Annotated in this window: 23 protein-coding genes; 12 read left to right on the top strand and 11 right to left on the bottom strand. The window is 67.9% G+C overall.

Annotated elements, in window-relative coordinates; translation table 11 throughout:
- Window positions 1-140 precede the first annotated feature (140 nt).
- On the top strand, window positions 141-1,859 hold the full coding sequence (locus HWX39_RS12260; protein ID WP_175968334.1) for a cation:proton antiporter: 1,719 nt from the start codon (window positions 141-143) through the stop codon (window positions 1,857-1,859).
- A 78-nt stretch (window positions 1,860-1,937) separates the two neighbouring features.
- Here the strand turns inward: HWX39_RS12260 and HWX39_RS12265 are convergent, their stop codons facing one another.
- The 4 genes from HWX39_RS12265 to HWX39_RS12280 form a co-directional block, all read right to left on the bottom strand.
- Window positions 1,938-2,702: an SDR family oxidoreductase gene (locus HWX39_RS12265; protein WP_175968335.1), complete on the bottom strand. Its 765-nt coding sequence runs from the start codon at window positions 2,700-2,702 to the stop codon at window positions 1,938-1,940.
- 19 nt (window positions 2,703-2,721) lie between these two features.
- The gene (locus HWX39_RS12270; RefSeq protein ID WP_244134984.1) at window positions 2,722-3,684 is read right to left on the bottom strand and encodes an arabinose ABC transporter substrate-binding protein; all 963 of its coding nucleotides are present in this window, start codon (window positions 3,682-3,684) and stop codon (window positions 2,722-2,724) included.
- Window positions 3,685-3,933: 249 nt separating this feature from the next.
- A complete protein-coding gene (locus HWX39_RS12275; protein ID WP_175968337.1) occupies window positions 3,934-5,793 on the bottom strand; it encodes a penicillin-binding protein 2 in 1,860 nt (619 codons plus the stop codon).
- Between the two features lie 421 nt (window positions 5,794-6,214).
- Entirely contained in the window at window positions 6,215-6,559 is a 345-nt protein-coding gene (locus HWX39_RS12280; protein WP_175968338.1) for a DUF3564 family protein, read from the bottom strand.
- A gap of 640 nt (window positions 6,560-7,199) precedes the next feature.
- Between HWX39_RS12280 and HWX39_RS12285 the strand changes: the two genes are divergently transcribed.
- Entirely contained in the window at window positions 7,200-8,411 is a 1,212-nt protein-coding gene (locus HWX39_RS12285; RefSeq protein ID WP_175968339.1) for an SDR family oxidoreductase, read from the top strand.
- A 55-nt stretch (window positions 8,412-8,466) separates the two neighbouring features.
- On the opposite strand, the gene hpaR is transcribed toward HWX39_RS12285, so the two are convergent.
- A complete protein-coding gene (gene hpaR, locus HWX39_RS12290; protein ID WP_175968340.1) occupies window positions 8,467-8,907 on the bottom strand; it encodes a homoprotocatechuate degradation operon regulator HpaR in 441 nt (146 codons plus the stop codon).
- Between the two features lie 152 nt (window positions 8,908-9,059).
- Here hpaR and HWX39_RS12295 point away from each other — a divergent pair, with 152 nt between their 5' ends.
- Genes HWX39_RS12295 through hpaI form a run of 7 tightly spaced genes read left to right on the top strand, consistent with a single transcriptional unit; the run spans window position 9,060 to window position 14,964 of the window.
- Window positions 9,060-9,749 (top strand): fumarylacetoacetate hydrolase family protein, encoded by a 690-nt coding sequence (locus HWX39_RS12295; protein ID WP_175968341.1) that lies wholly within the window; start codon window positions 9,060-9,062, stop codon window positions 9,747-9,749.
- Entirely contained in the window at window positions 9,746-10,510 is a 765-nt protein-coding gene (locus tag HWX39_RS12300) for a fumarylacetoacetate hydrolase family protein (RefSeq protein ID WP_175968342.1), read from the top strand. Before HWX39_RS12295 ends, HWX39_RS12300 begins: the two co-directional genes overlap by 4 nt.
- Before the next feature lie 22 nt (window positions 10,511-10,532).
- On the top strand, window positions 10,533-11,996 hold the full coding sequence (gene hpaE, locus HWX39_RS12305) for a 5-carboxymethyl-2-hydroxymuconate semialdehyde dehydrogenase (protein ID WP_175968343.1): 1,464 nt from the start codon (window positions 10,533-10,535) through the stop codon (window positions 11,994-11,996).
- Between the two features lie 50 nt (window positions 11,997-12,046).
- Window positions 12,047-12,895, top strand: coding sequence for a 3,4-dihydroxyphenylacetate 2,3-dioxygenase (gene hpaD, locus HWX39_RS12310; protein WP_175968344.1), 849 nt, complete (start codon window positions 12,047-12,049; stop codon window positions 12,893-12,895).
- A 33-nt stretch (window positions 12,896-12,928) separates the two neighbouring features.
- Complete coding sequence (locus tag HWX39_RS12315; RefSeq protein ID WP_175968345.1) at window positions 12,929-13,321, top strand: 5-carboxymethyl-2-hydroxymuconate Delta-isomerase; 393 nt, start codon at window positions 12,929-12,931, stop codon at window positions 13,319-13,321.
- Between the two features lie 20 nt (window positions 13,322-13,341).
- Complete coding sequence (gene hpaH, locus HWX39_RS12320) at window positions 13,342-14,145, top strand: 2-oxo-hept-4-ene-1,7-dioate hydratase (RefSeq protein WP_175968346.1); 804 nt, start codon at window positions 13,342-13,344, stop codon at window positions 14,143-14,145.
- A gap of 12 nt (window positions 14,146-14,157) precedes the next feature.
- A complete protein-coding gene (gene hpaI, locus HWX39_RS12325) occupies window positions 14,158-14,964 on the top strand; it encodes a 4-hydroxy-2-oxoheptanedioate aldolase (protein ID WP_175968347.1) in 807 nt (268 codons plus the stop codon).
- 81 nt (window positions 14,965-15,045) lie between these two features.
- Here hpaI and HWX39_RS12330 read toward each other — a convergent pair whose 3' ends face one another.
- On the bottom strand, window positions 15,046-15,837 hold the full coding sequence (locus HWX39_RS12330) for a helix-turn-helix transcriptional regulator (RefSeq protein WP_175968348.1): 792 nt from the start codon (window positions 15,835-15,837) through the stop codon (window positions 15,046-15,048).
- 95 nt (window positions 15,838-15,932) lie between these two features.
- On the opposite strand from HWX39_RS12330, the gene HWX39_RS12335 reads away from it, so the two are divergent.
- The gene (locus tag HWX39_RS12335; protein WP_175950445.1) at window positions 15,933-16,184 is read left to right on the top strand and encodes a hypothetical protein; all 252 of its coding nucleotides are present in this window, start codon (window positions 15,933-15,935) and stop codon (window positions 16,182-16,184) included.
- Between the two features lie 46 nt (window positions 16,185-16,230).
- Window positions 16,231-17,196, top strand: coding sequence for a zinc-binding alcohol dehydrogenase family protein (locus tag HWX39_RS12340; protein ID WP_175968349.1), 966 nt, complete (start codon window positions 16,231-16,233; stop codon window positions 17,194-17,196).
- Between the two features lie 175 nt (window positions 17,197-17,371).
- Here HWX39_RS12340 and HWX39_RS12345 read toward each other — a convergent pair whose 3' ends face one another.
- The 5 genes from HWX39_RS12345 to HWX39_RS12365 form a co-directional block, all read right to left on the bottom strand.
- Window positions 17,372-18,463: a porin gene (locus HWX39_RS12345; protein ID WP_175968350.1), complete on the bottom strand. Its 1,092-nt coding sequence runs from the start codon at window positions 18,461-18,463 to the stop codon at window positions 17,372-17,374.
- Window positions 18,464-18,621: 158 nt separating this feature from the next.
- Window positions 18,622-19,689: an ABC transporter ATP-binding protein gene (locus HWX39_RS12350; RefSeq protein WP_175968351.1), complete on the bottom strand. Its 1,068-nt coding sequence runs from the start codon at window positions 19,687-19,689 to the stop codon at window positions 18,622-18,624.
- Window positions 19,682-21,454: an iron ABC transporter permease gene (locus tag HWX39_RS12355; protein ID WP_175968352.1), complete on the bottom strand. Its 1,773-nt coding sequence runs from the start codon at window positions 21,452-21,454 to the stop codon at window positions 19,682-19,684. The genes HWX39_RS12350 and HWX39_RS12355 overlap by 8 nt, the downstream gene beginning before the upstream one ends.
- Before the next feature lie 100 nt (window positions 21,455-21,554).
- Window positions 21,555-22,655, bottom strand: coding sequence for an ABC transporter substrate-binding protein (locus HWX39_RS12360; protein WP_175968353.1), 1,101 nt, complete (start codon window positions 22,653-22,655; stop codon window positions 21,555-21,557).
- 217 nt (window positions 22,656-22,872) lie between these two features.
- The gene (locus HWX39_RS12365) at window positions 22,873-24,360 is read right to left on the bottom strand and encodes a PLP-dependent aminotransferase family protein (protein ID WP_175968354.1); all 1,488 of its coding nucleotides are present in this window, start codon (window positions 24,358-24,360) and stop codon (window positions 22,873-22,875) included.
- Between the two features lie 102 nt (window positions 24,361-24,462).
- Between HWX39_RS12365 and HWX39_RS12370 the strand changes: the two genes are divergently transcribed.
- Window positions 24,463-25,701 (top strand): multidrug effflux MFS transporter, encoded by a 1,239-nt coding sequence (locus HWX39_RS12370; protein ID WP_175968355.1) that lies wholly within the window; start codon window positions 24,463-24,465, stop codon window positions 25,699-25,701.
- Window positions 25,702-25,809: the final 108 nt, after the last annotated feature.

Here is a 25,809-nt window from a genome sequence, read left to right on the forward strand (position 1 = left end):
CTTTCGTTTCGCCGGGGTTGCACCCCGCAGAGGCGCGCCGCCGCGTGAATTTTTCGCGGGGGCACGCCATTTGTCCGCCTCATCCCTTATCCTTTCATTCTTGAACCTTACTAAATAGTTACAAGAACTTGGGAGGGGGGATGCCTCATGACGTCAGCCTGATTGCATTGCTCGCGGCCGGTTTCGGTCTCGCGATGGTCTTCGGTTATTTCGCGTCGCTGTTGAAAATGCCGCCGCTCGTCGGCTATCTGCTCGCCGGGATCGTGATCGGCCCCGGCACGCCCGGCTTCGTCGGCGACCTGTCGCTCGCGCAGCAGCTCGCCGAAGTCGGCGTGATGCTGCTGATGTTCGGCGTCGGCCTGCATTTCTCGCTCGGCGACCTGCTCGCGGTGCGCAAGATCGCGCTGCCGGGCGCAATCGTCCAGATTACGGTGGCCACGCTGCTCGGCGGCGGGCTCGCGCTCACCTGGGGCTGGAGTGTCGGGGCGGCGCTCGTGTTCGGGCTCGCGCTGTCGGTCGCGAGTACCGTCGTGCTGCTGCGTGCGCTCGAAGGGCGCGGGCTGGTCGAGACGGTCAACGGGCGCATCGCGGTCGGTTGGCTCGTCGTCGAGGATCTCGTGATGGTGCTCGTGCTGGTGCTGCTGCCGCCCGTCGCGGGGTTGCTCGGCGGCACGCCGCCCGGCGACGCGCAGGCGGCCGGCGGCAGCGTGTGGGGCACGCTCGGCGTCACGATGCTGAAGGTCGCGGCGTTCATCGCGCTGATGCTGGTGGTCGGCAAGCGTGTGTTTCCGCGCATTCTGTGGCTCGTCGCGCGCACGGGCTCGCGCGAGCTGTTCACGCTGTGCATGATCGCGGCCGCGGTGGGCATCGCGTTCGGTGCGGCGAAGCTGTTCGACGTCTCGTTCGCGCTCGGCGCGTTCTTTGCCGGCATGATGATGCGCGAGTCGGAGTTCAGCCGGCGCGCAGCCGACGAGACTTTGCCGCTGCGCGACGCGTTCTCGGTGCTGTTCTTCATCTCGGTCGGGATGCTGTTCGACCCGAAGATCCTGCTCGCCGAGCCGCTGCACGTGATCGAGGTCGCGGCGATCGTGGTGATCGGCAAGACGCTGGCGGCGGTCGCGCTCGTGATCGCGTTCCGCTATCCGCTGAATACAGCGCTGACGGTCGGCGCGGGTCTCGCGCAGATCGGCGAGTTCTCGTTCATTCTTGCAGGGCTCGGCCGCGCGCTCGGGCTGCTGTCGGCCGAGGGGCAGAGCCTGATTCTGGCGGTCGCGCTGATCTCGATCGCGATGAACACGCTGCTGTTCGCGATGATCGATCCGGCGCTCGCGTGGATCCGCAAGCATTCGGCGTTCGCGCGCAAGCTCGAGGCGCGCGACGATCCGCTCGCCGCGCTGCCGATGTCGACGCCGCAGACGCACCTCACCGGGCAGGTCGTGATCGTCGGCTACGGCAAGGTCGGCACGCGGATCGCGCATGCGCTGGACGAGCGCGGCATCGCGTATGTCGTCGTCGAGCAGAATCGCGAGCTCGTCGAGAAGCTGCGCGCGGAGGGTGTTGCCGCCGTGTCGGGCGACGCGATCGAGCCGATCGTGCTCGTGCAGGCGCATATCGCGCGCGCCGGGATGCTGGTCGTCACGCTGCCCGACGTGTTCGACGTGCGGCAGATCGTCGAGATCTCGCGCACGCTGAACCCCACGCTCGAGGTCGTGCTGTGCACGAACAGCGGCGACGAGGCCGCGCTGTTGTCGCACGAGGGCATCGGCACCGTGTTCATGGGCGAGACCGAACTCGCGCGCGGAATGACCGAGCACGTGCTCGGCAGGATGACGAAGCCGGCTGCGGCCGCTGCGCATTGACGGCGCGCGGCGTCGCGCCGCGCACCGGATGGGGCGCGACGGCCCGGGCGGCCGCCGGCCCCGCGCACCGCTTCACGATCAGTAGAACGTCTCGAGCGTCAGTTCCTGCGCCATCACGCGGTTGCCGGCCAGCAGGCCGCCATCGACGGGCAGCGCGACACCGGTGATGATCCGCGCGGCCGGCGAGCACAGGAACAGCGCAGCCTGCGCGACGTCGTCGGGCGTCGCGAAATCGTCGAGCGGATACCACTTCCTCAATGCCTCGAACACCTGCGGGTTGCGCACCACGCGCGCTTCCCAGGCAGGTGTCTTCACGGTGCCCGGCAGCACGATGTTCGCGCGCACGCCGTCGCGGCCGAACTCGATCGCGAGCGATTTCGTGTAGCTGACCAGCCCGGCCTTCGCCGCGCTGTACGCCGGATGCCCGAGCGCATGCACGCCGTTGACCGAACCGATGATCGCGATCGCGCCGCGCCCGCGTGCGCGCATGCCGGGCAGCACGGCTTCGACGCTCATGTAGGTGGCCGTCAGGTTCGCGTCGAGATCCGTGCGCCAGGTGGCGGGCGTCGTGTCGCGCAGCGTGGTCGACGCCGCCGTGCCCGCGTTCGCGACGAGCACGTCGACCGGCGGCTGCGATTCGAGCAGGGAACGCAGCCGCTCGGCGTCGGTGAGATCGTCGACGACCGGTGCCGCGTGCGCGTCGCCGAGCGTATCGAGGAAGCGGTCGAGCGCCGCGCGGTCGCGATCGAGCGCGAGCACGCGGTCGCCGGCCGCGAGGAAGGTGCGGCACAGCGCCTGGCCGATGCCGCCGGCGGCGCCCGTGACGAGCGTGGTGCGTGTCATGTCGGCTCCTTGGACGGGCTCACAGCCCGAGCGCGGCGCGCGCCTGCTTTTCGTTGTCGCGCGTGATCAGCGTGCCGGAGGTCAGCACGAGCGGCGGCGGCGCCTGGTTCTTCGTGATCCAGTCATACATGTTGACGCCCGTCTGGTAGCCGTGCTGGCGCGGATTCAGGAGGATCGAGCCGTAGAAGCCCGTCGGCTTCGGCTTCGCGAATTCGTTGAGCGCGACCTGGCTGCCGTTGATGCCGACCGCGACCATCGCGTCGGCGCCGATGCCGCGCCCCTCGGCGGCGCGTACCGCGCCGACCGTCGTGTCGTCGTTCGAGCCGAACGCCACCCAGCGCTTGAAATTCGCATGCTTGGTGAGCGCGATGTTCGCCGCATTGAACGCGCCTTCGGTGTCGGCGGTCATTTCGGGGGCGTCGATCACGTTCGCGGCCGGGAAACCGGCGGCCTTGAGCGCGTCCACCGCGCCGGTCGTGCGTTCCTTCGCGGTCGGCAACTGGTCGTACGCGATCCGGATGATGCCGACCTCGGCCGGATTCCAGCCGCGCCGCTTCGTCTCGTCCGCGATCGCCTGGCCGACCTGCTGGCCGATCTTGTACGCGGAGATGCCCATGTGCGGCACGCCCTGGAGCGGCGCGCCGCGGCCGTCGACGAGCTGGTCGTCGACCGACATCAGCTTGATCCCCGCGCGCTTCGCTTTCGCCGCGATGCCGGGGCCGAGCTTCACGTCGGGGGCGCAGATGATCACGCCCTGTGCCTTTTGCGCGGCGAGGCTGTCGAGCGCGGTCGATACCTTTTCACCGCTCGGCGTCGCGATCTTGATCAGCGTGAAGTGCTTTTCCTTCGCCGCCTGGTCGGCGAAGCGCCATTCGTCCTGGAACCACGGATCGTCCGGCTGTTTGACGAGGAAGCCGATTTTCACGTCGGCCGGGTCGGCGGCATGGGCGGGCACCCCGCCGACCAGCGCCGCGCTCGCCATGGCCAGTGCGAGCGTCTTCCAGTGGAATCGCATGCGTCTCTCTCCTTTGTCTTCGTCGCGCATGCGGGCCGGGCTGCCCGACGCACGGAAAAATTGTAGGAGGAGGCAGCGGGAACGCTCAAATGATGCGCGGCGTTCCTAGAAAGTGGGACGGTGCCCGATGGCGGGGAGGGGTGAGGAGGCGACTAGGCGGTCGGGGCGGGACGCGCGCGCCGGGGGCGGGGCGGCGCATCGCGCGGGCTGCGTCGATCACCCCGCGGCCGTGTTGGTCTGCGCCGGCGCTCTCGACGGCGCGGCGGTATTCAGCGGCGCCGCCGCTTTCGGCGCGGCCACCGTCTTCTGCGGCGCAATGGCCTTCGCCGGCGGCGCCTTCTCGGGCTCGACCGGTGCATCAGGCGGCACGCCGAGCAACTGCAGCGAACCGCTCGTGACCGATGCGAACACCGGGCCGGCCACCGTGCCGCCGTAATAGCCCTTGCCGCGCGGCTCGTCGATCATCACCGCGACGATCAGGCGCGGGTTGCTCATCGGCGCCATCCCCGCGAACAGCGCGCGGTACTTGCCCTTCGCATAGGTCGCGCCGACCTGCTTGCGCGCGGTGCCCGTCTTGCCGCCGATCCGGTAGCCGTCGACGCGCGCGCGGCGCCCCGTGCCGCCTTCGCCGACCGCCATCTCGAGCATCGAGCGGATCGCCGCCGCCGTCTGCGGCGACGTCACGCGGTGGCCGCGATGCGCGTCGATCGTCTGCGGGTCGGTGCCGTTCTTCAGCAGCGACACCGGGTGCAGCGTGCCGTCGCCCGCATAGGCCGTGTAGGTTTGCGCGATCTGCAGCAGCGACATCGACAGGCCGTAGCCGTATGCCATCGTCGCCTGCTCGATCGGCCGCCAGCGCTTGTAGCCGCGCAGCCGGCCCGACGCGACGCCCGGGAACGTCAGTTCCGGCGCGCGGCCGATCCCGTATTCCTGGTACTTGTTCCAGATCGTTTCAGCGGGCAGGTTCAGCGCGAGCTTCGCGAGCGCGACGTTGCTCGACTTCTGCAGCGCCTGCGCGACCGTCAGCGAGCCATGGTTCGACGTGTCGTGGATCACGGCCGGCCCGATCTTGTAGCTGCCCGGCGACGTGTTGATGATCGTGTTCGGCGTGACCTTGCGCTCGTCGATCGACAGCGCGACGACGAGCGGCTTGATCGTCGAGCCCGGTTCGAACGTGTCGATCACCGCACGGTTGCGCAACTGCTGGCCGGTGAGGCGCGCGCGGTCGTTCGGGTCGAAGGTCGGGTAGTTCGCCAGCGCGAGGATCTCGCCGTTCTGCGCATCGAGCACCACGACGCTGCCGGCCACCGCGTTGTTTTCGATCACGGCCGCCTTGAGCTGGCTGAACGCGAGCTGCTGGATGCGGCGATCGATCGTCAGTTCGATCGTCGCGCCGTGCTGCGCCGGGACGAGCGGGCGCGTGTCCGACACGATGCGGCCGAGCCGGTCGCGGATCACCTCGCGCTGCCCGGACGTACCCACCAGGCGAGCATTTGCCGCGAGTTCGACGCCTTCCTGGCCCTTGTCCTCGACGTTCGTGAAGCCGACCACGTGCGCGGCCGATTCGCCTTCCGGGTAGAAGCGCTTCGAATCGGCGATCTGCGTGATGCCGTCGATCGCGAGCTTGTCGAGCTTGCCCGCGGTGTCCGCGTCGACCTGCCGCTTGAGCAGCACGAACGTCTTGTCGTTGCCGAGGCGCCGCTTGACCTCGACGAGCGGCATGTCGAGCAGCTTCGAGATCTGCGGGTAGTCGGTGTCGGCGACCTGTTTCGGGTTCGCCCAGATTTCATAGGTCAACAGGCTGACGGCGAGCATCGCGCCGTTGCGATCGACGATGCGCCCACGCGTCGCGTCGAGCTCGATCGTGCGCTGGTAGCGTTTCTGGCCCTGGCCGACGTAGAACGCTTTGTTCGCGACCTGCACCCAGAAGGCGCGGCCGATCAGCGCGGCGAACGCGACGAACACGACGATCACGATCAGCTTCGAGCGCCACATCGGCAGGCGCGATGCAAGCATCGGATTCTTGGTCGCGGCCGCGTACGGATCGGCGGGGTGGGTCTTCTTTTTCACGCTCATGCAATGGCCGGGTCGGGCCGCCGAAAGGCGGCTGGTCAGTCTGGATATGCGATTGTAATAAATGAGTAAACCCCGTGTGGGGAAACTGTGTTCCGGCCCCGAGAAATAACGGGCATTGGCCCGCCGGCTCGGGGCAAAAAGGTGGGAAGGGAAGGCGGGGCGAAAGCGGAACCTCGCCGGTGCGACAGGCGATGAAGAGCGGGGCGATTCGCTGCGTGTCGATCCGGGGGGGCGCAATATTCCGTGCGGTCGATGCCGACCATCGCCGGTGTGCGATCAATTGACCGGCGCGCGATTATTTCTTTAAGCCGGAAAATGGAAAACGCCCCGAAACGGGGCGCCGTTAATGCTGAATATCGAAATGAATATCACCGAACCCGAAATAAACCCGAAAACCGCAGACGAATTACATCGATTATTTCTATCGGGCGACAGAAATGAATTCCCGGTATTCCGGCTCGCTCGTGCAGCGATCGACGGCCTGCAGCCGCCACGCGCCGGCGTGATTGCCGGCGAGCACCGCGGGACCCTGTTCGCGCTGCGTCGCATCGAACGACAGTCCCTTCAACTGGCACAAGGCATTCCCGCCGTCGGCCGCGCAGAGCGCCATTGCGCCCTCGACGTCGCGGACCTTGCCCCAGGTCGGCAGATCCATGCCCTGATGTGCCTCGCGCGACCACAGCCCCTCGTCGGTATCGACCCACAGTACCGCGAAAGCGTGCCGGGTTGCCGATTCGCTGCCGTTAATCCGAATGGTGAGGCGCATTGTGATCGTCTCCTGAAAAATGACACATTCGACCGTTTTGACTTGAATAGTCTAGATAGACTGGTGTGAAACGCAAGTGATAAACCGCAATAAATCCGTAACGAGTTCATTGCGGTTTCAGATGGAACGACGTCTGATGATTCGTGATGATTCCGGCGGCGCGCGCGAACACCCGCGTACCGGCGATCGCGGTGCCGATGGGGGCCGGGCCGATCATCACGACATGGGATGACATGGCCGCGAGGCGCGTCGATCTGTCGCGTGTGTCCTGCTGCGGAAACCGGGTCGATCCGGGACGGCACCGCACTGTCGGAAGGCGGCCCGACCGGATGTGGCGGCGATTTGACGGCACACCCGGTACGACAGACTCAGACAATCCCGTACAAATCGGCACACTTTCACGAAACTTTCGGGACAGACTTGCCTGCGGTCGGGCCCCACACTGGGATCTTTCCGATCCAGTGCCGCGGACGCCCGTCCTCGGCGGCTGCCGCCGCCTCGTGCCAGAGACGCGATCGCGGGCCGCACGCCCGATCGGGACTGCCGGAGCGCGCGTCAAGCCCCGGCCCGGCCGGTGAGCCGTGCGCAGCCTGCAACCGCGGGGGCGCGACGCCCGGCCGATTCTTCGAAGGAGACTATCGTGCTGATCTGGAAAACCGCGCTGTCGCTCAACTGGCGGACGAGCCTCGTGTCGCCGGCCAGCGCACCGGTCGCGGCGGCGAACGTCGGGCGCCTGGTGCTGACCGGCGCCACCGGCTTCATCGGCAGTACCGTACTGACGGCGCTGGTCAACGCGGGGCTGCTCGACCGCGTCGTCTGCGTCGTACGGGCGCAGGACCGCGGCCACGCCGTCGCGCGGCTGCGCGAAGCGGCGCTGCGCGCGGGGCTGGCGCCGTACTGGGCGTCGCGCCTGACCGATGCGAACGTGATCGTCGGTGCGCTCGGCGACGTGTGGCAGGGCGCCGACGCGTCGCGCCTCGCCGCCGCGACGCACGTGATTCATTGCGCGGGCCATGCGTCACCGGCTGACGGCGCGCACCTGCGGGCCGACATCGCCGATGCGGTGCGCTTCGCCGAACGCTTCGCTCGGGCCCCGCGACTGCAGCGCTTCGTGTATGTCGGCACGGCCTACGCGCATGCGGGCCGCGGCGGGATCGTGCAGGAAGCGGCCGCGGGCGGCGTGACGAGCGACGTCGCGAGCGACGAGGAAGGCTTGCCGGGTGCCGTGCTGGCGGCGGACTACCTGCACGCGAAGGCGGAGACCGAGCATCGTCTGCGCGCGCTCGGGCTGCCGCTCGTCGTGGTGCGGCCGTCGCATGTGGTCGGCCACACGGTGCTCGGTACGCGGCCCGCGCCGAACTCGTTCTGGATGTTCCGGCTGGCGCATGCCGCGCGCCGCTTCACTGCGCGGCCGATGACGCGCATCGACATCGTGTCGGTGGACGACGTGGCGCGTGCGACGATGCTGCTGGCCGTCAAGCCGACGCTCGCGCACGACCTGTATCACGTGTCGGCCGGCGACGAGGCGCCTCAGGTCGCACAGATCGTGCGCGCGATGGACGAGGCGGCGGGGATGACGGGCGCGCCGCGCTACGCGGCGTGCGCACCAGCCGAGTTGCCGCTCGTGGTGCGTGATGTGCTCGGGCGGACCGATCCGGCACTCGAACGCGTGATCGGTCGCGCACTGAAGCGCTGCGGGGAATTCGCGACGGTCGATCGCGTGTTCGACAACCGCCGCGTGCGCGACGAAATCGATTTCGAACCGTTGCCGTTCATCGATTACGTCGAGGAGTGCATGCGCACGTCGCGCGGCATGGCCGTGACCGACCTGATGCGCGGCGCGGTGCACTGATTGCCCGCACTGCATCGGCTCCCGTTCCCGCGTCTGGCGGGAGCGGGAGCCGTCATCACGTGTTGCCGCCGAGCTCGATGAGCCGGTCGAGCGCGCGATAGATGTCTTCGAGGCCGTCCCGGCCGAACCGCGATTCGAGCTGCCGGTACTGCTCGTCGATCCGCGGGCCGATTTCCGTGACCAGTTTCCTGCTTTGCGGCGTCAGGCTGACCAGCAGCCGGCGCTGATCTTCCTGCGCGCGCGTGCGCGTGATCAGCCCGTCGCGCTCCATGCGTTCCAGCACGCCCGTGAGGCTCGGGCTCAGGATGCAGCAGCGCCGCGCGATCTGTCCCGCTTCGAGCGCTTGCGCCGGTTCGCCGTCGAGCACGCGGATGATCCGCCATTGCTGTTCGGTCAGCGCGAATTCCTTGAGAATGGGGCGGAACAGACCCATCAGCGTTTCGCGAGCCTCGAGCAGGAGCATGGCCAGGTTGCGATGGTCGAGCGTACGGTTCATCGGGGTGGGCAGTGGACGGGGACGCATCAATCTTAACAGCCGCGGGGAGTGAATTTCGCGTATCAGGGTAATCGAGGTTGCCCGCGCGAGATTGTTTACTTAAGATATTAACTATTGACGATGCGCCGCGACGCGCGGCAGGGGAATGACGCATGGAGCTGTCTTGCACGACCGCCGCGGCGCCGCCGTTGCCGGTCGCCATCGGTACCGTCTACGGTGCGCTGCTCAACGAGCGCGCGGCGCTCGACGCGCTCGGCGAAGCCGTGAACGCGCCGCCATACGGCCGCCTGCCGCAGGCGCCGATCCTGTACATCAAGCCCGCCAACACGCATGCGAGCGACGGCGCGGCCGTCGTCGTGCCGGCCGGCATCGACGCGCTGGAGATCGGCGCGTCGGTGGCCGTCGTGTTCGCCCGCCGCGCGACGCGCGTGCCGGCCGCGCAGGCGCTCGACTACCTTCACGGCTTCACGCTCGCGAGCGACGTGTCGGTGCCGCATCCCGATTACTACCGTCCGGCCGTGCGCTTCAAGTGCCGCGATGGGTTCTGCCCGCTGGGCCCGGCCATCGTGCCGGCCGCCGCGCTGGGCGAGGTCGACGCGATCGGCCTGACCGTGCGGATCGACGGCGAGGTAGTCGTGTCCGCGTCGACGGCCACGCTGATTCGCTCCGTGCGCGAGTTGATCGCCGACGTGACGGCCTTCATGTCGTTCGACGCGGGCGATGTCCTGATGCTCGGCGTCGCGGGCGGCGCACCGCATGCCCGCGCGGGCAGCACGATCGAGATCGCCGCCGCCGGCATCGGCACGTTGCGGCACACGCTGATTGCGGAGGAAACACGATGAAGACGGCGCGCGTGATCTACAACGGCGCACTGCATGCGGCCGAACCGGCCGGCGACGGCGCGATCCGTCTCGATACGGGGCGAGTCGTCGCCGAGGACGGGGTGGAGTGGCTGCCGCCCGTCGCGCCGCGCACGACGTTCGCGCTCGGCCTCAACTATGCCGACCACGCGAAGGAACTCGCGTTCAAGGCGCCGAGCGAGCCGCTGATCTTCCTGAAGGGGCCGAACACGTTCATCGGCCACCGGTCGCACACCGTGCGCCCGGCGGATGCCACCTACATGCACTACGAGTGCGAGCTGGCCGTCGTGATCGGCCGGCCCGCGCGCAACGTGGGCCGCGCGCAGGCGCTCGACTACGTGGCCGGCTATACGGTCGCGAACGACTACGCGATCCGCGACTATCTCGAGAACTACTACCGCCCGAACCTGCGCGTGAAGAACCGCGACACCTGTACGCCGCTCGGGCCGTGGTTCGTCAGCCGCGACGAGATCGGCGATGCCGGCGACCTGACGCTGCGCACGACGGTAAACGGCCGGGAGACGCAGCGCGGCAGCACGCGCGACCTGATCTTCGACGTGCCGGCGTTGATCGAGCACATCAGCGGCTTCATGACGCTCTCGCCGGGCGACCTGATCCTCACCGGCACGCCCGAGGGGTTGGCGGACACGCAGCCAGGCGACGAGGTCGTGACCGAGATCGAAGGAATTGGCCGGCTCGTGAACACGATCTTCGGCGAAGCAGACTACTATCGCGCCGGCTGAGCCCGTCGCCCAAGGAGAGAGCATGACCATCAAGCACTGGATCGACGGCCGCGAAGTCGAAAGCCGCGAGACGTTCACGACGCTGAATCCCGCGACGGGCGATGTCATCACCGACGTCGCATCGGGCGGCGAGGCCGAAGTCGACGCGGCCGTGCGCGCCGCGAAGGCAGCGTTCCCGAAATGGGCGAACACGCCCGCCAACGAGCGCGCGAAGCTGATGCGCAAGCTCGGCGAGCTGATCGAGAAGAACGTGCCGATGCTCGCGGCGCTGGAGACGCAGGACACCGGCCTGCCGATCGCACAGACGAGCAAGCAGCTGATTCCGCGTGCGTCCGAGAACTTCAACTTCTTCGCGGAAGTGTGCGTGCAGATGAACGGCCGCACCTATCCGGTCGACGACCAGATGCTGAACTACACGCTGTACCAGCCGGTCGGCGTGTGCGCGCTGGTGTCGCCGTGGAACGTGCCGTTCATGACCGCGACGTGGAAGACGGCGCCGTGCCTGGCGCTCGGCAACACGGCTGTGCTGAAGATGTCGGAACTGTCGCCGCTGACGGCCGACCAGCTCGGCCGCCTCGCGCTCGAAGCCGGCATTCCGCCGGGCGTGCTCAACGTCGTGCAGGGCTATGGCGCGACGGCCGGCGATGCGCTGGTGCGCCATCCGGATGTGCGCGCGGTGTCGTTCACCGGCGGCACCGTCACCGGCAAGCGGATCATGGAGCGTGCCGGTCTCAAGAAGTATTCGATGGAGTTGGGCGGCAAGTCGCCGGTGCTGATCTTCGACGACGCCGATTTCGACCGCGCGCTCGATGCCTCGCTGTTCACGATCTTCTCGATCAACGGCGAACGCTGCACGGCCGGCTCGCGGATCTTCGTGCAGCGCACGATCTACGACCGTTTCGTGCGGGAATTCGCGCGCCGCGCGAACAACCTGGTGGTCGGCGATCCGTCCGATCCGGCCACGAACCTCGGCGCGATGATCACGCGCCAGCACTGGGAGAAGGTGACGGGCTATATCCGCATCGGCGAGCAGGAAGGCGCGCGCGTGGTCGCGGGCGGCGCGGACAAGCCGGCGGGCCTGCCCGACCATCTGCGCAACGGCAACTTCGTGCGGCCGACCGTGTTGGCCGACGTCGACAACCGGATGCGCGTCGCGCAGGAAGAGATCTTCGGGCCGGTCGCGTGCCTGATTCCGTTCGAGGACGAGGAAGAAGGGCTGCGGCTCGCGAACGACACGTCGTACGGCCTTGCTTCGTACATCTGGACGCAGGACGTCGGCAAGGTGCATCGCCTCGCGCGCGGCATCGAGGCCGGGATGGTGTTCGTGAACAGCCAGAACGTGCGCGACCTGCGCCAGCCGTTCGGCGGCGTGAAGGAATCGGGCACCGGACGCGAAGGCGGCGAGTACAGTTTCGAGGTGTTCGCGGAGATCAAGAACGTGTGCATCTCGATGGGTTCGCATCACATTCCGCGCTGGGGCTTGTAACGGGTGCGGGTCGTTTCGCCGCAAGAACGAACGATACGGAGACTTGAACGATGGGCAAACTGTCCCTCGCCGCGAAAATCACGCACGTGCCTTCGATGTACCTGTCGGAATTGCCCGGCAGGCATCACGGCTGCCGCGAGGCGGCGATCCGCGGCCATCAGCTGATCGGCGAGCGCTGCCGCGCACTCGGCGTCGACACGATCGTCGTGTCGGACGTGCACTGGCTTGTCAACGCCGGCTATCACGTGAACTGCAATGCCCGGTTCTCCGGCACGTACACGAGCAACGAGCTGCCGCATTTCATCCGCGACATGCAGTACGCGTATCCGGGCAACCCGGCGCTCGGCCGGCTGATCGCCGAGACGGCCACCGCGCGCGGGATCGCGACCCGCGCGCACGAGATCGACAGCCTCGAACTCGAATACGGCACGCTCGTGCCGATGCGCTACATGAACGCCGACCAGCACTTCAAGGTCGTGTCGATCGCCGGCTGGTGCATGTGGCACACGCTCGACGAAAGCCGGCGCTTCGGCGAGGCGCTGCTCGAAGCGATCGGGAAGAGCGATGCGAACGTCGCGTTTCTCGCGAGCGGTTCGCTGTCGCACCGCTTCAACGACAACGGCAGCGCCGAGGAATCGATCCACGAGATCAGCCGCGAATTCTTCCGGCAGGTCGACCTGCGCGTGGTCGAGCTGTGGAAGCAGGGCGATTTCAAGACCTTCTGCGCGATGCTGCCCGAGTACAACACGCATTGCCACGGCGAAGGCGGGATGCACGATACGGCGATGCTGCTCGGCTTGCTCGGCTGGGATCGCTACGACACGCCCGTCGAGATCGTCACCGACTATTTCGCGAGTTCCGGAACCGGGCAGATCAATGCGATCTTTCCGTTGTCCTGAGTACTGCGCCACGCATTCGACAGGAGACTGGCCATGCCCCATATCGTCGTCGAGTACACCGCGAACATTCGCGACGACGCACGCATTCCCGCGCTGCTGCGCACGATCAACGCCACGCTGATCGCGCAGGGCGGCGTGTTCCCGACGGGCGGCATCCGCTCGCGCGCGATCGAACTGCAGGACTATTGCGTGGCCGATGGCACGGAAGACGACGCGTTCGTCCACGTGACGCTCAAGATCGGCTCGGGCCGCACCGACGAGCAGAAAAGGGCCGCGTGCGACGCGCTGTTCGGTGCAATCAAGTCGCATTTCGCGGAGCTGTACGCGAAGCGCTACCTTGCGCTGTCAATGGAACTGACCGAGTTCAGCGAAAGCGGCTCGTACAAGCACAACAACATTCACGCCCGCTACAAGCGGGCCGGCTGAACCCCATTCCCGTTCCGACCATGCTCGAACCCGCCCTCATCGACCAGCTCGCCCGGCGTCTGCACGACGCGGAGCGCGAGCGCACGCAGATCCGCCAGATCTCGCTCGACCATCCCGACATCACGATCGACGACGCGTATGCGATCCAGCGCGCGTGGGTCGCCCTGAAGCTCGCGGAAGGCCGCACGCTGAAGGGCCACAAGATCGGCCTCACGTCGAAGGCGATGCAGAACACGTCGCAGATCGACGAGCCCGACTACGGCGCGCTGCTCGACGACATGTTCTTCGACGACGGTGGCACGATCCCGACCGCGCGCTTTATCGTGCCACGCGTCGAGGTCGAGCTCGCATTCGTGCTCGGCAAGCGGCTCACGGGCCCGCACTGCACGATTTTCGACGTGTATGACGCGGTCGACTACGTGGTGCCGGCGCTCGAGATCATCGATGCGCGCAGCCAGTCGATCGACCCCGACACGAAGCGGCCGCGCAAGGTGTTCGACACGATCGCCGACAACGCGGCGAACGCCGGCGTCGTGATCGGCGGGCGGCCCGTGAAGCCGCAGGATGTCGACCTGCGCTGGGTCGCGGCGATCATGTCGCGCAACGGCGTGGTCGAGGAAACGGGCGTCGCGGCCGGCGTGCTGAACCATCCGGCGAACGGGGTCGCGTGGCTCGCGAACCGGCTGGCGCGCTTCGACGTCGCGCTGGAGCCAGGGCAGATCGTGCTCGGCGGCTCGTTCACGCGGCCGTGCGCGGCGCGTCCGGGCGACACGTTCAGCGTCGACTACGGTCCGCTCGGGACGATCCAGTGCTACTTCGAATGAGGTGAGCGGACGATGCAGATTCCTTCGAATGTCTTCAAGGCCGCGCTTGCACGTGCAGACGCGCAGGTCGGGCTGTGGCTCGGGCTCGCGAATCCGTACAGCGCCGAAGTGGTTGCGGGTGCCGGTTTCGACTGGCTGCTGATCGACGGCGAGCATGCGCCGAACACGGTGCCGACGATCCTCGCGCAGTTGCAGGCGATCGCGCCGTATCCGTCGCATCCGGTCGTGCGCGTGCCGTGGAACGATCCGGTGATCGTCAAGCAGGTGCTCGACCTTGGCGCGCAGACGTTGCTCGTGCCGATGGTGCAAAGCGCGGATGAAGCGCGCGCGGCGGTGGCTGCAACGCGTTATCCGCCGCATGGGATTCGCGGCGTGGGCAGTGCGCTGGCGCGTGCGTCGCGCTGGAATCGCGTCGGTGACTACCTGCATCGCGCGAACGACGAGATGGCCGTGCTCGTGCAGGTCGAGACGCGGGCAGGGCTCGATGCGATCGATGCGATTGCGCGGGTGGAGGGCGTCGATGGCGTGTTCATCGGGCCGGCGGATCTGGCCGCCGATCTCGGGCATCTCGGCAATCCGGGGCATCCGGATGTGCAGGCGGCAATCGACGGCGCGATCCGGACGATCAAGGCGGCCGGCAAGGCGCCGGGCATTCTGAGCGCGGATGAGGCGGCCGCGCGGCGCTATCTGGAGGCGGGGGCGTTGTTCGTTGCGGTCGGTGTGGACACGACGCTGCTGGCGAGAAGTGCGGAGCGGTTGGCTGCGCAGTTCAAGGGGAAGGGGGGCGAGGCCGTGAAGAAGGGGGACGGGACGTATTGAGCCAATGGCGGCGACTGGCGCCTGCTGTCTGCCGGACGCCTGCCTTCCGCGTGGCGGTTTCACGTCTGCCGATCGCCACGCTTATTCCTCTCCACGCCGCCCCGTTTCCATATACCTCCCCGGCGTCGTCCCCAACGCACGCCGGAACATGTCGATGAACGCGCTCACATTGTCGTACCCGAGATCGAGCGCGATCGTCGTGACCGGTACCCCGTCGGCAATTCTTTCGAGCGCGCGCAGCAGCCTGGCCTGCTGACGCCACTGCGCGAACGTCAGCCCCGTCTCCGCGACGAAGCGGCGGCTCATCGTCCGGGCGCCGATGCCGGCCCATTCGGCCCACTCCTCCAGCCGCCGGTTGTCCGCGAGATCCGCGGCAAGCGCATCGGTGATCCTCATCAGCCGCGGGTCCTGCGGCCGCACCAGCCCCAGCGCCTCGACTTCCGATGACGCGATTTCATCGAGGATCACATCGGCGATCCGCGTCCGGGCGGCATCCAGCGCCGCATCACCCCAACTGGCCGCGCGCTGCACGGCCTCGCGCAGCAGCGGCGTCGTGCGGATCGCACGTGGCGTATCCGGCAGCGCCGCGCAGCGCGCTTCGGCAACGAACGCCGACCAGCCGGAAATCGGCCCGAACGAGCGCAGCGAATGCCGGCAATGCGGCGGAATCCAGATCGCGTGGATCGCTGGCACGACCCAGTCCTGGTCGTCGAGCCCGATCGTCAGCAGTCCGCTCAGCGCGCCGACGAGCTGGCCGCGCGCATGCGAATGGGGTGGCGTCACGCGCGGGTCGCGTTGCGACAGGACGGCAGCGACGACGAACGGGCCGTCGTCGGACGTGACGAATCGGGCGGGCAGGAGTGGATCGGACATGGCCGGATATCGGTATCGAATGGCCGTTATACCGGAGATCGGCCGAATTGGCACGCCTACACTGGGTCCATCGATGACAACCGGAGTACGACACGATGCGAGCCGAACAGATGCTTCCCGACCATGCCGACCGGATCGAGGCCGACGGAACGACGATCCGCAAGGGCACCGTCGGCGCGTTCCTGGTCAACGCGCGGGTGCTGACCGACACGAACGCCGCGCCGGCCGACCGGGCGCGCGCGGAAGCCGACACGATCGACGCGTTGCCCGCGTTGCGCGCACTTGGCCTGTTCGACGTGCTGGAAGTGCGCGACCCCGCACTGCGCGCGTGGCTCGATGCGCGATGACGCGCATCGGCACCGTCGACCGAGATCCCTGATTCAAGGAGCAACCATGAAGGCAGCAGTCGTGACGGGCGCCGGCAAGCGTCCCGTCCAGATGGCATTCGAAGCACCGCGTGAGATGCCGGGGCACCGCCTGATCGACGTGACGGCGTCCGCGCTGAGCCGGATCGCGCAGGGGCGTGCGTCCGGTACGCATTACTCGTCGGACGGGCGTTATCCGTTCGTCGTCGGGGTCGACGGCGTGGGCCGTCGCGACGACGGGCAACGCGTCTATTTCTTCGGCCCGCCCGCACCGTTCGGCGCGATGGCCGAGCGCACGGTCGTACCCGATACGCGATGCGTGCCGTTGCCCGACGCGCTCGACGACGTGACGGCCGCGGCGATCGCGATTCCCGGCATGTCGTCGTGGGCCGCGTTGACCGAGCGTGCGCGGCTCGTCGCGGGCGAGACGGTGCTCGTCAACGGTGCGACCGGTACGTCGGGGCGGCTGGCGGTGCGGATCGCGAAGTATCTCGGCGCCGCGCAGGTGATCGCGACCGGCCGCAACGCGGCCGCGCTGCAGGCCTTGCTCGGCGCGGGCGCGGATGCCGTCGTGTCGCTGCAACAGGACGACGCACATCTGGCGCGGGTGCTCGAGCCGCATTTCCGAGCGGGCGTGGATGTCGTGCTCGACTATCTGTGGGGGAGCAGCGCGCAGGCATTGCTGGTGGCTGCGGCGAAGGCGACGCCCGATGGGCGCCGGCTGCGCTTCGTGCAGATCGGCTCGATCGGCGGCGCGGACGTGCTGTTGCCGGGCGCGGTGCTGCGGGCGACGGCCATCGAGCTGATGGGCAGCGGCCTCGGCAGTGTGCCGCTGCCGCGCCTGCTGGCCTCGGTGCGTGGTGTATTCGACGCGGCCGGGCCGGCGGGCCTGGCAATCGAGACGCGGGCCGTGCCGCTGGCGGACGTCGGCACGCATTGGGACGACACGAGCAGCCTGGTGCGGCCGGTGTTCACGATGCGCGAGGACGGATGATGAAGCGGCGGCGCGCCGCCTCGCCGCATGCGCGGCCGGCGCGGTTTGGGCACGCGATCTCTTCAGGATGCCGATTGGTCCGGTGAACCGCTTCGTGCAGCCACCGAGGGCAGGGCGGCGAGCCGCGAGCCGGTGACGCGGCGCACGGCGCGCGCGCCGCTACCCGCCGTGACGCTTAGAACCGCTGCTGAATCCCCGCCGTCACCCCGACCTGGGTCGTGCCGTAGCCGTTGACATCGCGCGATACGCCGACCTTCTGCCCGTGCTGCCCGATCGCGAATGCGCCGGCCGCGTACAGTACCGTGCGCTTCGACAGCGCGTATTGCGCGCGCATCGACACGAGCGTCGGATCGGCATCCGTGCCGCCCTTGATGTTCTGGTGATATACGGCGCCGATCAACGAGAACGTCGGCGTGAACTGGTATGAGCCGCCGACCCAAACCATGTCGCTCAACTGGTTCGCGGCGCTCGTGCGATACGCGCGCTTGTAGTTGCGGTAGCCGGCCATCGTCTTCAGGTTGCCGAAGTCGTAGCTCAGGCCCGCATGAATCCCCTGGATGTAGTTGACCGGATCGGCGGGCGTCACGCTGTCGGCTGCGCCGTTCTGCCGGTCGAACGCGACCACCGCGGCGAACGGGCCGCCCTCGTAGCCGATCGCCGCGTCGTACTTCGAGCTGGTTTTCACACTGCCCGGCGCGTTGCCGAAGCCGTACATCGCGCCGAACTTGAAGCCGCTGAATTCGCCGTCGTAGCGCACGGCATTCGACGAACGCGTGAACATGCCGTCCTTGCGGCCGCCGGTCGCCATCGACGCCGACGCCCACGAATAGTTCTGCGCATACCCCATCGGGTCGAACGGCAGCATGTAGTCGTAGGTGACGGTGAAGTTGCGGCCGAGCGAGATCTCGCCCCACTTGCCCTTCAGGCCGACGGTTGCGCGGCGCCCGAAGATCGCGTCGGGACCGTCGTCGGACGCGCCGTTTGCAAGATCGATCCCGCTTTCGAGACGGAACACGGCCTTCAGCCCGCCGCCGAGATCCTCGACGCCGCGCAGCCCCCAGCGCGAGGTGTTCTTGTTGCCGGACTTGAGCTTGTACGAATTGCCGCCTTCCGGCGCGGCGTGGTTGGCGAATTCGATGCCGGCATCCATGATCCCGTACATCGTGACCGACGACTGCGCGTGCACGGCGCCGGCGGTGAGGCCGGCGACGGCGGCCGATCCGGTCAGCACGGCGGCGCGAAGGGAACGTTCTGCGCGTGACTTCATTGACGGTGTCTCCTTGGTTCTTGTGAGTGGGTGTAGCGGGATAAGGCGAACGCGGCGCGCGGCACGCCGCGGCGGACGCCCGAAGACGTCCGCCGGACCTGCCTGTCATGACACGACGGAACGCGCGCAAGTGGCGGGCGGAGCGCCCGCCGCGTGGGTCAGCCCGCTTTCGCGAACGCCCAGCAGTCGTTGGTCGGGAATTCGATCCAGTGCTTGCCGGCCGCGCGCGGTACGTGGCCGAACGCGCGCAGGCGCATGTCGCCGCAATGGAACAGGTATTCCCAGCGGTCGCCGAGATACATCGACGTAACGAGGTCGGCCTGCAGCCGGTTCGCGCCCGGGCCGTCGGCGACCTGCACGCGCTCGAGGCGGATCACGGCCTGCGCGTCCTGGCCCGGCGCGAGCGTGTCGCGGGCGAGCGCCTGCAGTTCCCAGCCGTCGCCGGCGAGCGTCACGCGTTCGCCGTCGATCGACGCGACGCGCGCGTCGATCCGGTTGTTGCTGCCCATGAACTCGGCCGTGTACAGCGAACGAGGCGAGCCGTACAGCTCGGCCGGCGTGCCTTCCTGCTCGATGCGGCCATTGCGCAGCAGCAGGATGCGGTCGGACATCGCCATCGCTTCGGTCTGGTCGTGCGTCACGCACAGGGCCGACAGCCCGAGCGACACGATCAGCTCGCGCAGCCATGCGCGCGCTTCCTCGCGCAGCTTGGCGTCGAGGTTCGACAGCGGTTCGTCGAGCAGGATCACCGGCGGGTTGTAGACGAGCGCGCGCGCGATCGCGACGCGCTGCTGCTGGCCGCCCGAGAGTTGATGCGGGAAGCGTTCCGCGAGATGGCCAAGGCCAAGCTGGTCGAGCGCGCTCTGCACGCGGCGTTTCTGTTCGGCCGGTGCGACGCGGCGCAGCTTCAGCCCGTAGCCGACGTTGTCGGCGACGGTGCGGTGCGGCCACAGCGCGTACGACTGGAACACGAGGCCGAGCGAGCGCTGCTCGACGGGCAGGTCGACGCGCTGCGCGCCGTCGAAGAACACGCGGTCGTCGAGCTGGATGCGGCCGCCGGACGGCTGTTCGAGGCCGGCCACCGCGCGCAGCAGCGTGGTCTTGCCGCTGCCCGATGCGCCGAGCAGGCAGACGACTTCGCCGGCCTTCAGTTCGAACGACACGCCCTTGAGGATCGGATTGGCGCCGTAGCTGAGATGCAGGTCGTCGACGATGAGCTTATCCATGAAGTTTCACTCCGAAACGCAGGGCCACGCCGAGACCGGCACCGACCATCGCGATGTTGATGACAGAAAGCGCGGCGACCTGGTCGACGGCGCCGGTCGCCCACAGCGACACGAGCAGCGCGCCGATCACTTCGGTGCCGGGTGACAGCAGGTAGACGGCCGTCGAGTATTCGCGCTCGAAGATCATGAAGATCAGCAGCCACGCGGCGAGCAGGCCGAAGCGCACGAGCGGCAGCGTCACGTCGAGCGACACGCGGCTGCGCGTCGCGCCGACGCTGCGGCCGGCTTCCTCGAGCTCGGGCCCGACCTGCAGCAGCGCGCTCTGGATGAGCCGCATCCCGTACGCGAGCCACACGACCGTGTACGCGATCCAGATGCTCCACATCGAGTTCTTCAACTCGCGCAGGCCGGGCACGAACAGGAAGATCCACAGGAATGCGAGGCCGGCGAGCAGGCCGGGCACCGCGCGCGGCAGCAGCACGAGGTAGTCGAGCAGCTTGGTGGCCCAGTCGGGGCGGCGATGGCCGGCGAACGCGACGAGCGAGTAGAAGCCGACCGCGAGCGCACCGCCGATCACGCCGATGCCGAGCGTGTTGACGATCGCGCGCACCAGGTTGTCCTGCTCGAACAGCTCGATGAAGTTCGCCAGCGTCAGCACTTCGGCGAGCGCGACACCTTCGCCCCAGTTGGTCACGAACGCGCGCAGCACGATGCCCGAGAGCGGTACGATCACCGTCAGCATCAGCCACAGCGCGACGATCGCGAGCGCGACCCAGCGCCACACGCCGAGCGGCAGCACCGTCGCGCGGCCAGCCTTGCCCTTCACGGTGACGAAGCGGTTCGCCGTTTTCAGCAGGCGGCGCTGCAGCAGCACGAGCGGAAACGTGATCGCGACGATGCACACCGCGACCGCGGCCATCAGGTGATACGACGGCACGCCGAGCTTGTTGGTCAGCTTGTACAGGTAGGTTGCGAGCACGAGGTGGCCTTCCGGATCGCCGAGCACGAGCGGCAGCCCGAACACCTCGAAGCCGAGGAAGAACACCAGCACGCCGGCGAACAGCAGCGCGGGCATCGTCATCGGCAGGCTCACGTCGAGCGCGACGCGGAACGGGCGGGCGCCCGTCACGCGGGCGGCTTCCTCGACGTCCGAGCCGAGGTTGCGCAGCGCGGCCGACGAGTACAGGTACACGTGCGGCACGTGCGTGAGGCCGACGATCACCGTGATCGCGAAGATCGAATACACGTTCCAGGGGACGTTCTGCACCCCGAACAGTTCCTTGAACCACACCGAGTAGAAGCCGACCGGGCCGGCCGCCACCACGTAGCCGAACGCGAGCACCATCGGCGACACGAACACGGGCGTGAGCAGCAGCGGTTCGAGCCAGCGGCGCCCGGGCAGGTCGGTGCGCACCATCAGGAACGCGAGGATGCCGCCGAGCGGAATCGAGATGAACAGCATCCCGCCGGCGATGACGAACGAGTTCTTCACGGCCGACCAGAAATCGGGATCGCTGAAGATGAAGCGGAAGCCTTCGATGCCGAGTGTCTTGTTCGCATCGAAGAACGGCGCGGACAGCAGGCTCTGGAACAGGATGAAGCCGAGCGGCAGCGCGACCGCGATGGTCAGCACCGCGACGACGATCCAGCGCAGCATGCCGGCGAGCGGCTGCAGGCGGTTGACCGGCAGCGCGGGAATCGCATCGCGCGGGCCGGTGGTGGGCGGAACGGCCGGCGCCGTTCCGGGTGTGCTGGTTGAAAGCATGAGTTCGCCCCTGCGGCCATCCGGATGGCCGCCTCCAGGAAATCGGTGACGGAAAGGGGCCGCCCGCGCGATGCGCGGCGGGCGGCAGTCAGTCAGCGGATCAGCGCTTGATCGCCTGCTGCCATTGCTTCAGGAACGCGAGGCGCTTCGACTGGTCGAGATAGACGAGCAGGCCGGTGCCGATCTGGATCGGCTTCAGCGAATCGCCGAGTTCCTTCGTGAGGCTCGCGGCCGACGTTTCGCCGGTCACGTCCGCGCGGATCGCGTACAGGTTCGCCTGGTTCGCGATCAGCGTCTGGCCGCGCTTCGACAGCAGGTAGTCGACCCACAGCTTCGCGGCGTTCGGGTTCTTCGACTTCTTCGACACCGTGGCGAGGCGGCTCACGATCTGCGTGTAGTCCTTCGGAAACACGTAGCCGATCGACTTGTCCTTCTTCGCCTTCGCGTATGCGTACGAACCGATGATGTTGTAGCCGATCAGGTTCTCGCCCGACGAGATCCGCTCCATCATCGCGCCCGTGCTCGACTGCAGCTTCGGGCCGGTCGCGCCGATCGCCTTCACGAGCTCCCACGTGACCTTCTCGTTCAGGTGCGCGTCCTGCGTCAGCGCGTTGAAGCCGACGCCCGATTTCTCGACGTCGTAGGTCGTGACCTTGCCCTTGAACTTGTCGCCTTGCGTGGTGAGCAGCTTGATCAGGTCGGCGCGCGTGGTCGGCACTTCGTTCTCGGGGATCAGGCGCTTGTTGTAGACGATCGCGAGCGGCTCGAACGTCGTGCCGTATGCCTGCTTCTGGTATTGCGCCCACTGCGGCACGTTTGCGCTTTCGGGCGAATCGTAGGACGCCATCAGGCCGTCGTTGACGAGCTTGACCTGCAGGTCCATCGCCGAGCTCCATAGCACGTCGGCGCTGGTGCTGCTCGCCGCGTTCTCGCTGATGTAGCGGTTGTACAGCTCGGTGCTGTTCATGTCGTTGTACTCGACCTTCACGCCGTACAGGCTTTCGAAATCCTTGATCAGCGGGCGCACGAGGCCCGTGTCGGTCGTCGAGTAGACGATCAGCTTGCCTTCCTTCTTCGCGGCGTCGATCACGCCCTGGTAACTCCCCGGATACCCGGCCGGAACCTGCGCGGCGGCGCCGCCGGCGGCAGTGCCCAGAACCACCGCCAGCGTGGCGGCGAGGTGCTTCGGTGCAAACGGCATGTCTTCCTCCAGTTACGTCTAGGTGTTGTTCGAGTGGAGCGGATGTTAATTGCGGCGCACTTTCAGCCTGCTTTCATTTCCGTTCACAATCGTGTCCTTTGTGTCATGGATTTCCCGAGGTCGAAGCGGCGGCGGCCGCACGTTTTGCGGCGCGCGGCACGGTCAGACACGGGCGGGAAGCGGTTGCCGCGGGGCGCGGCAACGATGACAGGGGCGGCTATGCGGGTTGCGCGAGCAGTTTGCCGAGCAGCCGGCCGCCGTGCCGCGCATGCGCGGCCGTCAGCGCGGAGTACCCGACGACGACACCCGCTTCGCACCGGGCGCTCCGACAGAATCCGCGGATCGGCTGCAATTCGATACCGTCCGCATGGGCTTGCGCGACATACGTGGCGTCGTCCATCCCGGGCGGCAGCCACAGCACGAAATGAAAGCCCGCGTGTTCGCCGGACACCGCGTACCGCCCGCCGGCGTGTTTCGCCAGCTGGTCGAGCACGATGTCGCGACGCTGGCGGTACGCGTGGCGCGCGGCGCGCAGGTGCTTCGCAAAATCGCCGTGCGCGATGAAACGGGCCAGCGCCAGCTGGGGCGCCACGCCGACCGAGCGTGCGGTCGCATGCCACACGGCCGACAGGGCCTGCCGTAGTTCCGCCGGCACGACCATGAAGCCGATGCGCAGCCCGGAGAACAGCGTCTTGTTGAACGAGCCGCAGTAGATCACGCGATCACTGGCGTCGAGCGATTTCAGCGCGGGCAGCGGGGCGGTCTGGTAGCTGAATTCCCCGTCGTAGTCGTCCTCGATGATCCACGCGCGGTTGCGCTGCGCCCAGTCGAGCAGTTCGAGCCGGCGCGACACCGACATCGTGATGCCGAGCGGCGCCTGATGGGCCGGCGTCACGTAGGCCGCGCGCGCATCGGGATGCCGTTCCAGCGATGCCGTGTCGATGCCTTCCCGATCGACCGGCACGTCGATCACGGTCGCACCCGCGATCGTGAAGATCTGCCACGCCGACGCATAGCCGGGGTCCTCCATCAGCACCGTCGAGCCGCGCGTGAGCAGCGTGCGCGCGACGAGATCGATCGAATGCCGGATGCCGGTCGTGATGAAAATGTCGCCGGCGCTGCACGGGATGCCGCGGTATTCCCGCAGGTATGCGGCGATTTCATTGCGCAGGCCCTCGACGCCTTGCGCGGGCGTCGCCCCGAGGTCGTTCGCCGTCGCGGCCAGCAGGCTGGCGCCGAGCGCCTTCTTCCATTGCTGCATCGGCAGCAGGCCGGGATCGGCAAGCCGCGCGACGAACGGGACGCCCGGCCGCACGCCTTGTTCCGGCACGGTGGCGTCGGTCGTGCGCGCTGCCGCGGGGTGGGCGTCGGCGGGGGGAAGGCCGGTGTCGCGCGACTGCGCGGCCGCGCGCAGATAGCTGTCCGGCACCACCGCGCAGACCCGCGACCCGGATCCTCGCGTGCGGGCGATATAGCCCTCGGAGCACAGCCGGTCGTACGCCGCTTCGACGGTGCCCCGGGCGACGCCCCAGCGCGCGGCGAGGGTGCGGCTGGACGGCAGCGGGCTGTCGCCGGGCAGCAGGCGCTTCAGGATCGCGTCGCGCAATGCGTCGGCAATGCACTCCTGCTTCGACTGCGGACTGCCCGCGGACAGCCCGGCAGGGCACGGCAGATCAAGCGGAATCGCGGCTTTGCCTCGCGGCATAGTGGTCCAGTGATTGGCGAGTTTAATGGCCCTTCAGCTTATATCACTTTGACCTTAGATTGCTGTCGACCACAGCAATCCGACCGGAGACGGGCTCACCCCATGAAAACGCGTTCATTACCCCAGTGGGGCTGGCTGTTCCTGTTGATGCTCGTCGTGTGCCTGCCGCGCGTCACGATCGATGCGTACCTGCCGTCGCTGCCGGCGATGGCGGACGCGCTGCACGGCACCGACGCGCAGTTGCAGCTCACGCTGACCCTCTACATGGTCGGCTATGCGCTGTCGATGCTGGTGTCGGGGCCGTTGTCCGACCGTTACGGCCGCCGTCCCGTTTTGCTCGGCGGCCTGTGTCTCTACGTGGTCGCGAGCGTCGCCTGCGCGTGGTCGGCCAGCATCACGGCGATCGTCGCCGCCCGCATCTTCCAGGCGCTGGGCGGCTGCAGCGGAACGGTGATCGGCAGGGTGATCGTGCGCGAGCGCTTCCCGACCGCGATGCAGGCCACGATGCTGGGCCGGATTTCGGCCGGCATGGCGCTGTCGCCGGTGATTGCGCCGCTGGCCGGCAGCGCAGTGGCCGAGTGGCTCGGCTGGCGCGGCGTGTTCGGCTTGCTGGCGGCAGGCGGGCTCGTCGCGACGGCGATGGTGCTGCGCTACCTGCCGGAGACCCGCGAACGCGACGCGCGGCCGGCGCCGGGCAAGGGGCTCCTGCGGACGTACGCGGGCCTGCTCGGCGAGCGCCGTTTCCTGCGCTACTCGCTCGCCATCAGTTTCGCGTACTGCACGTACTACCCGTTCATCGCGGAATCGTCGACGCTGTTCCAGCGGCAACGGGGCGTATCCGGCCCGGTGTATGCCGCGATCTTCGGCGTAACCGTGCTCGGCTACCTGATCGGCTCGAATGTGTTTGCGCGGACCGGCACCCGCTGGAAGGCCGATTCCGTCATCGCGGCGGCGGCGGGCGTCAATCTGGCCAGCGCCGCCGCGTTGTGGATCGGCGGTGCGATCGCGCCGACGGCGGTGGCGGCGCTGGTCGTCCCGATGTTCTTCGTGATGATCGCCGTCGGAATCGCGATCCCGGCCTGCCAGTTCGCGGTGATGCAGCCGTACACGACGATCGCCGGGACGGCGTCCGGGTTGTTCTTCTTTATCCAGATGGCGATGACGGCCGCGTGCGGCGGCGTGCTGGCGTGGCTGTCGGATGGAACCGCGCGCCCGATGATCGTCGTCACGGTGGGTGCGAGCGTCGCGTTCCTGGCGGTGGCCGTCGGCCTGCGCGAGCGGCGGCGGGCAAACGACGGTTCGCACGTCGCGACGCGGAACCGGCCCGCCGCCGAGCGCTGACGGACGGTCGGCGGGAGGGCCGACGTGCGCCCCAGCCGGTGGCGCAACCCGTGTTTGCGCGAGGCGTCGCCGTGGAAAGGATCATGTAATGTAGCGGCCTGTCGCTGA

Origin of the sequence: Burkholderia sp. BCC0322, from assembly GCF_902833045.1 — a bacterium.
Taxonomy (GTDB): Bacteria; Pseudomonadota; Gammaproteobacteria; order Burkholderiales; family Burkholderiaceae; genus Burkholderia.

What these genes read in the sequence shown, in the direction of transcription:
- HWX39_RS12275 (WP_175968337.1), bottom strand. Translation starts at nt 5,793, where the DNA reads ATGAGCGTGAAAAAGAAGACCCACCCCGCCGATCCGTACGCGGCCGCG.
- HWX39_RS12265 (WP_175968335.1), bottom strand. Translation starts at nt 2,702, where the DNA reads ATGACACGCACCACGCTCGTCACGGGCGCCGCCGGCGGCATCGGCCAG.
- hpaD (WP_175968344.1), top strand. Translation starts at nt 12,047, where the DNA reads ATGGGCAAACTGTCCCTCGCCGCGAAAATCACGCACGTGCCTTCGATG.
- HWX39_RS12295 (WP_175968341.1), top strand. Translation starts at nt 9,060, where the DNA reads ATGGAGCTGTCTTGCACGACCGCCGCGGCGCCGCCGTTGCCGGTCGCC.
- HWX39_RS12350 (WP_175968351.1), bottom strand. Translation starts at nt 19,689, where the DNA reads ATGGATAAGCTCATCGTCGACGACCTGCATCTCAGCTACGGCGCCAAT.
- HWX39_RS12315 (WP_175968345.1), top strand. Translation starts at nt 12,929, where the DNA reads ATGCCCCATATCGTCGTCGAGTACACCGCGAACATTCGCGACGACGCA.
- HWX39_RS12280 (WP_175968338.1), bottom strand. Translation starts at nt 6,559, where the DNA reads ATGCGCCTCACCATTCGGATTAACGGCAGCGAATCGGCAACCCGGCAC.
- HWX39_RS12340 (WP_175968349.1), top strand. Translation starts at nt 16,231, where the DNA reads ATGAAGGCAGCAGTCGTGACGGGCGCCGGCAAGCGTCCCGTCCAGATG.
- hpaI (WP_175968347.1), top strand. Translation starts at nt 14,158, where the DNA reads ATGCAGATTCCTTCGAATGTCTTCAAGGCCGCGCTTGCACGTGCAGAC.
- HWX39_RS12355 (WP_175968352.1), bottom strand. Translation starts at nt 21,454, where the DNA reads ATGCTTTCAACCAGCACACCCGGAACGGCGCCGGCCGTTCCGCCCACC.
- HWX39_RS12270 (WP_244134984.1), bottom strand. Translation starts at nt 3,684, where the DNA reads ATGGCGAGCGCGGCGCTGGTCGGCGGGGTGCCCGCCCATGCCGCCGAC.
- hpaE (WP_175968343.1), top strand. Translation starts at nt 10,533, where the DNA reads ATGACCATCAAGCACTGGATCGACGGCCGCGAAGTCGAAAGCCGCGAG.
- HWX39_RS12330 (WP_175968348.1), bottom strand. Translation starts at nt 15,837, where the DNA reads ATGTCCGATCCACTCCTGCCCGCCCGATTCGTCACGTCCGACGACGGC.
- hpaR (WP_175968340.1), bottom strand. Translation starts at nt 8,907, where the DNA reads ATGAACCGTACGCTCGACCATCGCAACCTGGCCATGCTCCTGCTCGAG.
- HWX39_RS12335 (WP_175950445.1), top strand. Translation starts at nt 15,933, where the DNA reads ATGCGAGCCGAACAGATGCTTCCCGACCATGCCGACCGGATCGAGGCC.
- HWX39_RS12365 (WP_175968354.1), bottom strand. Translation starts at nt 24,360, where the DNA reads ATGCCGCGAGGCAAAGCCGCGATTCCGCTTGATCTGCCGTGCCCTGCC.
- HWX39_RS12345 (WP_175968350.1), bottom strand. Translation starts at nt 18,463, where the DNA reads ATGAAGTCACGCGCAGAACGTTCCCTTCGCGCCGCCGTGCTGACCGGA.
- HWX39_RS12260 (WP_175968334.1), top strand. Translation starts at nt 141, where the DNA reads ATGCCTCATGACGTCAGCCTGATTGCATTGCTCGCGGCCGGTTTCGGT.
- HWX39_RS12370 (WP_175968355.1), top strand. Translation starts at nt 24,463, where the DNA reads ATGAAAACGCGTTCATTACCCCAGTGGGGCTGGCTGTTCCTGTTGATG.
- hpaH (WP_175968346.1), top strand. Translation starts at nt 13,342, where the DNA reads ATGCTCGAACCCGCCCTCATCGACCAGCTCGCCCGGCGTCTGCACGAC.
- HWX39_RS12360 (WP_175968353.1), bottom strand. Translation starts at nt 22,655, where the DNA reads ATGCCGTTTGCACCGAAGCACCTCGCCGCCACGCTGGCGGTGGTTCTG.
- HWX39_RS12300 (WP_175968342.1), top strand. Translation starts at nt 9,746, where the DNA reads ATGAAGACGGCGCGCGTGATCTACAACGGCGCACTGCATGCGGCCGAA.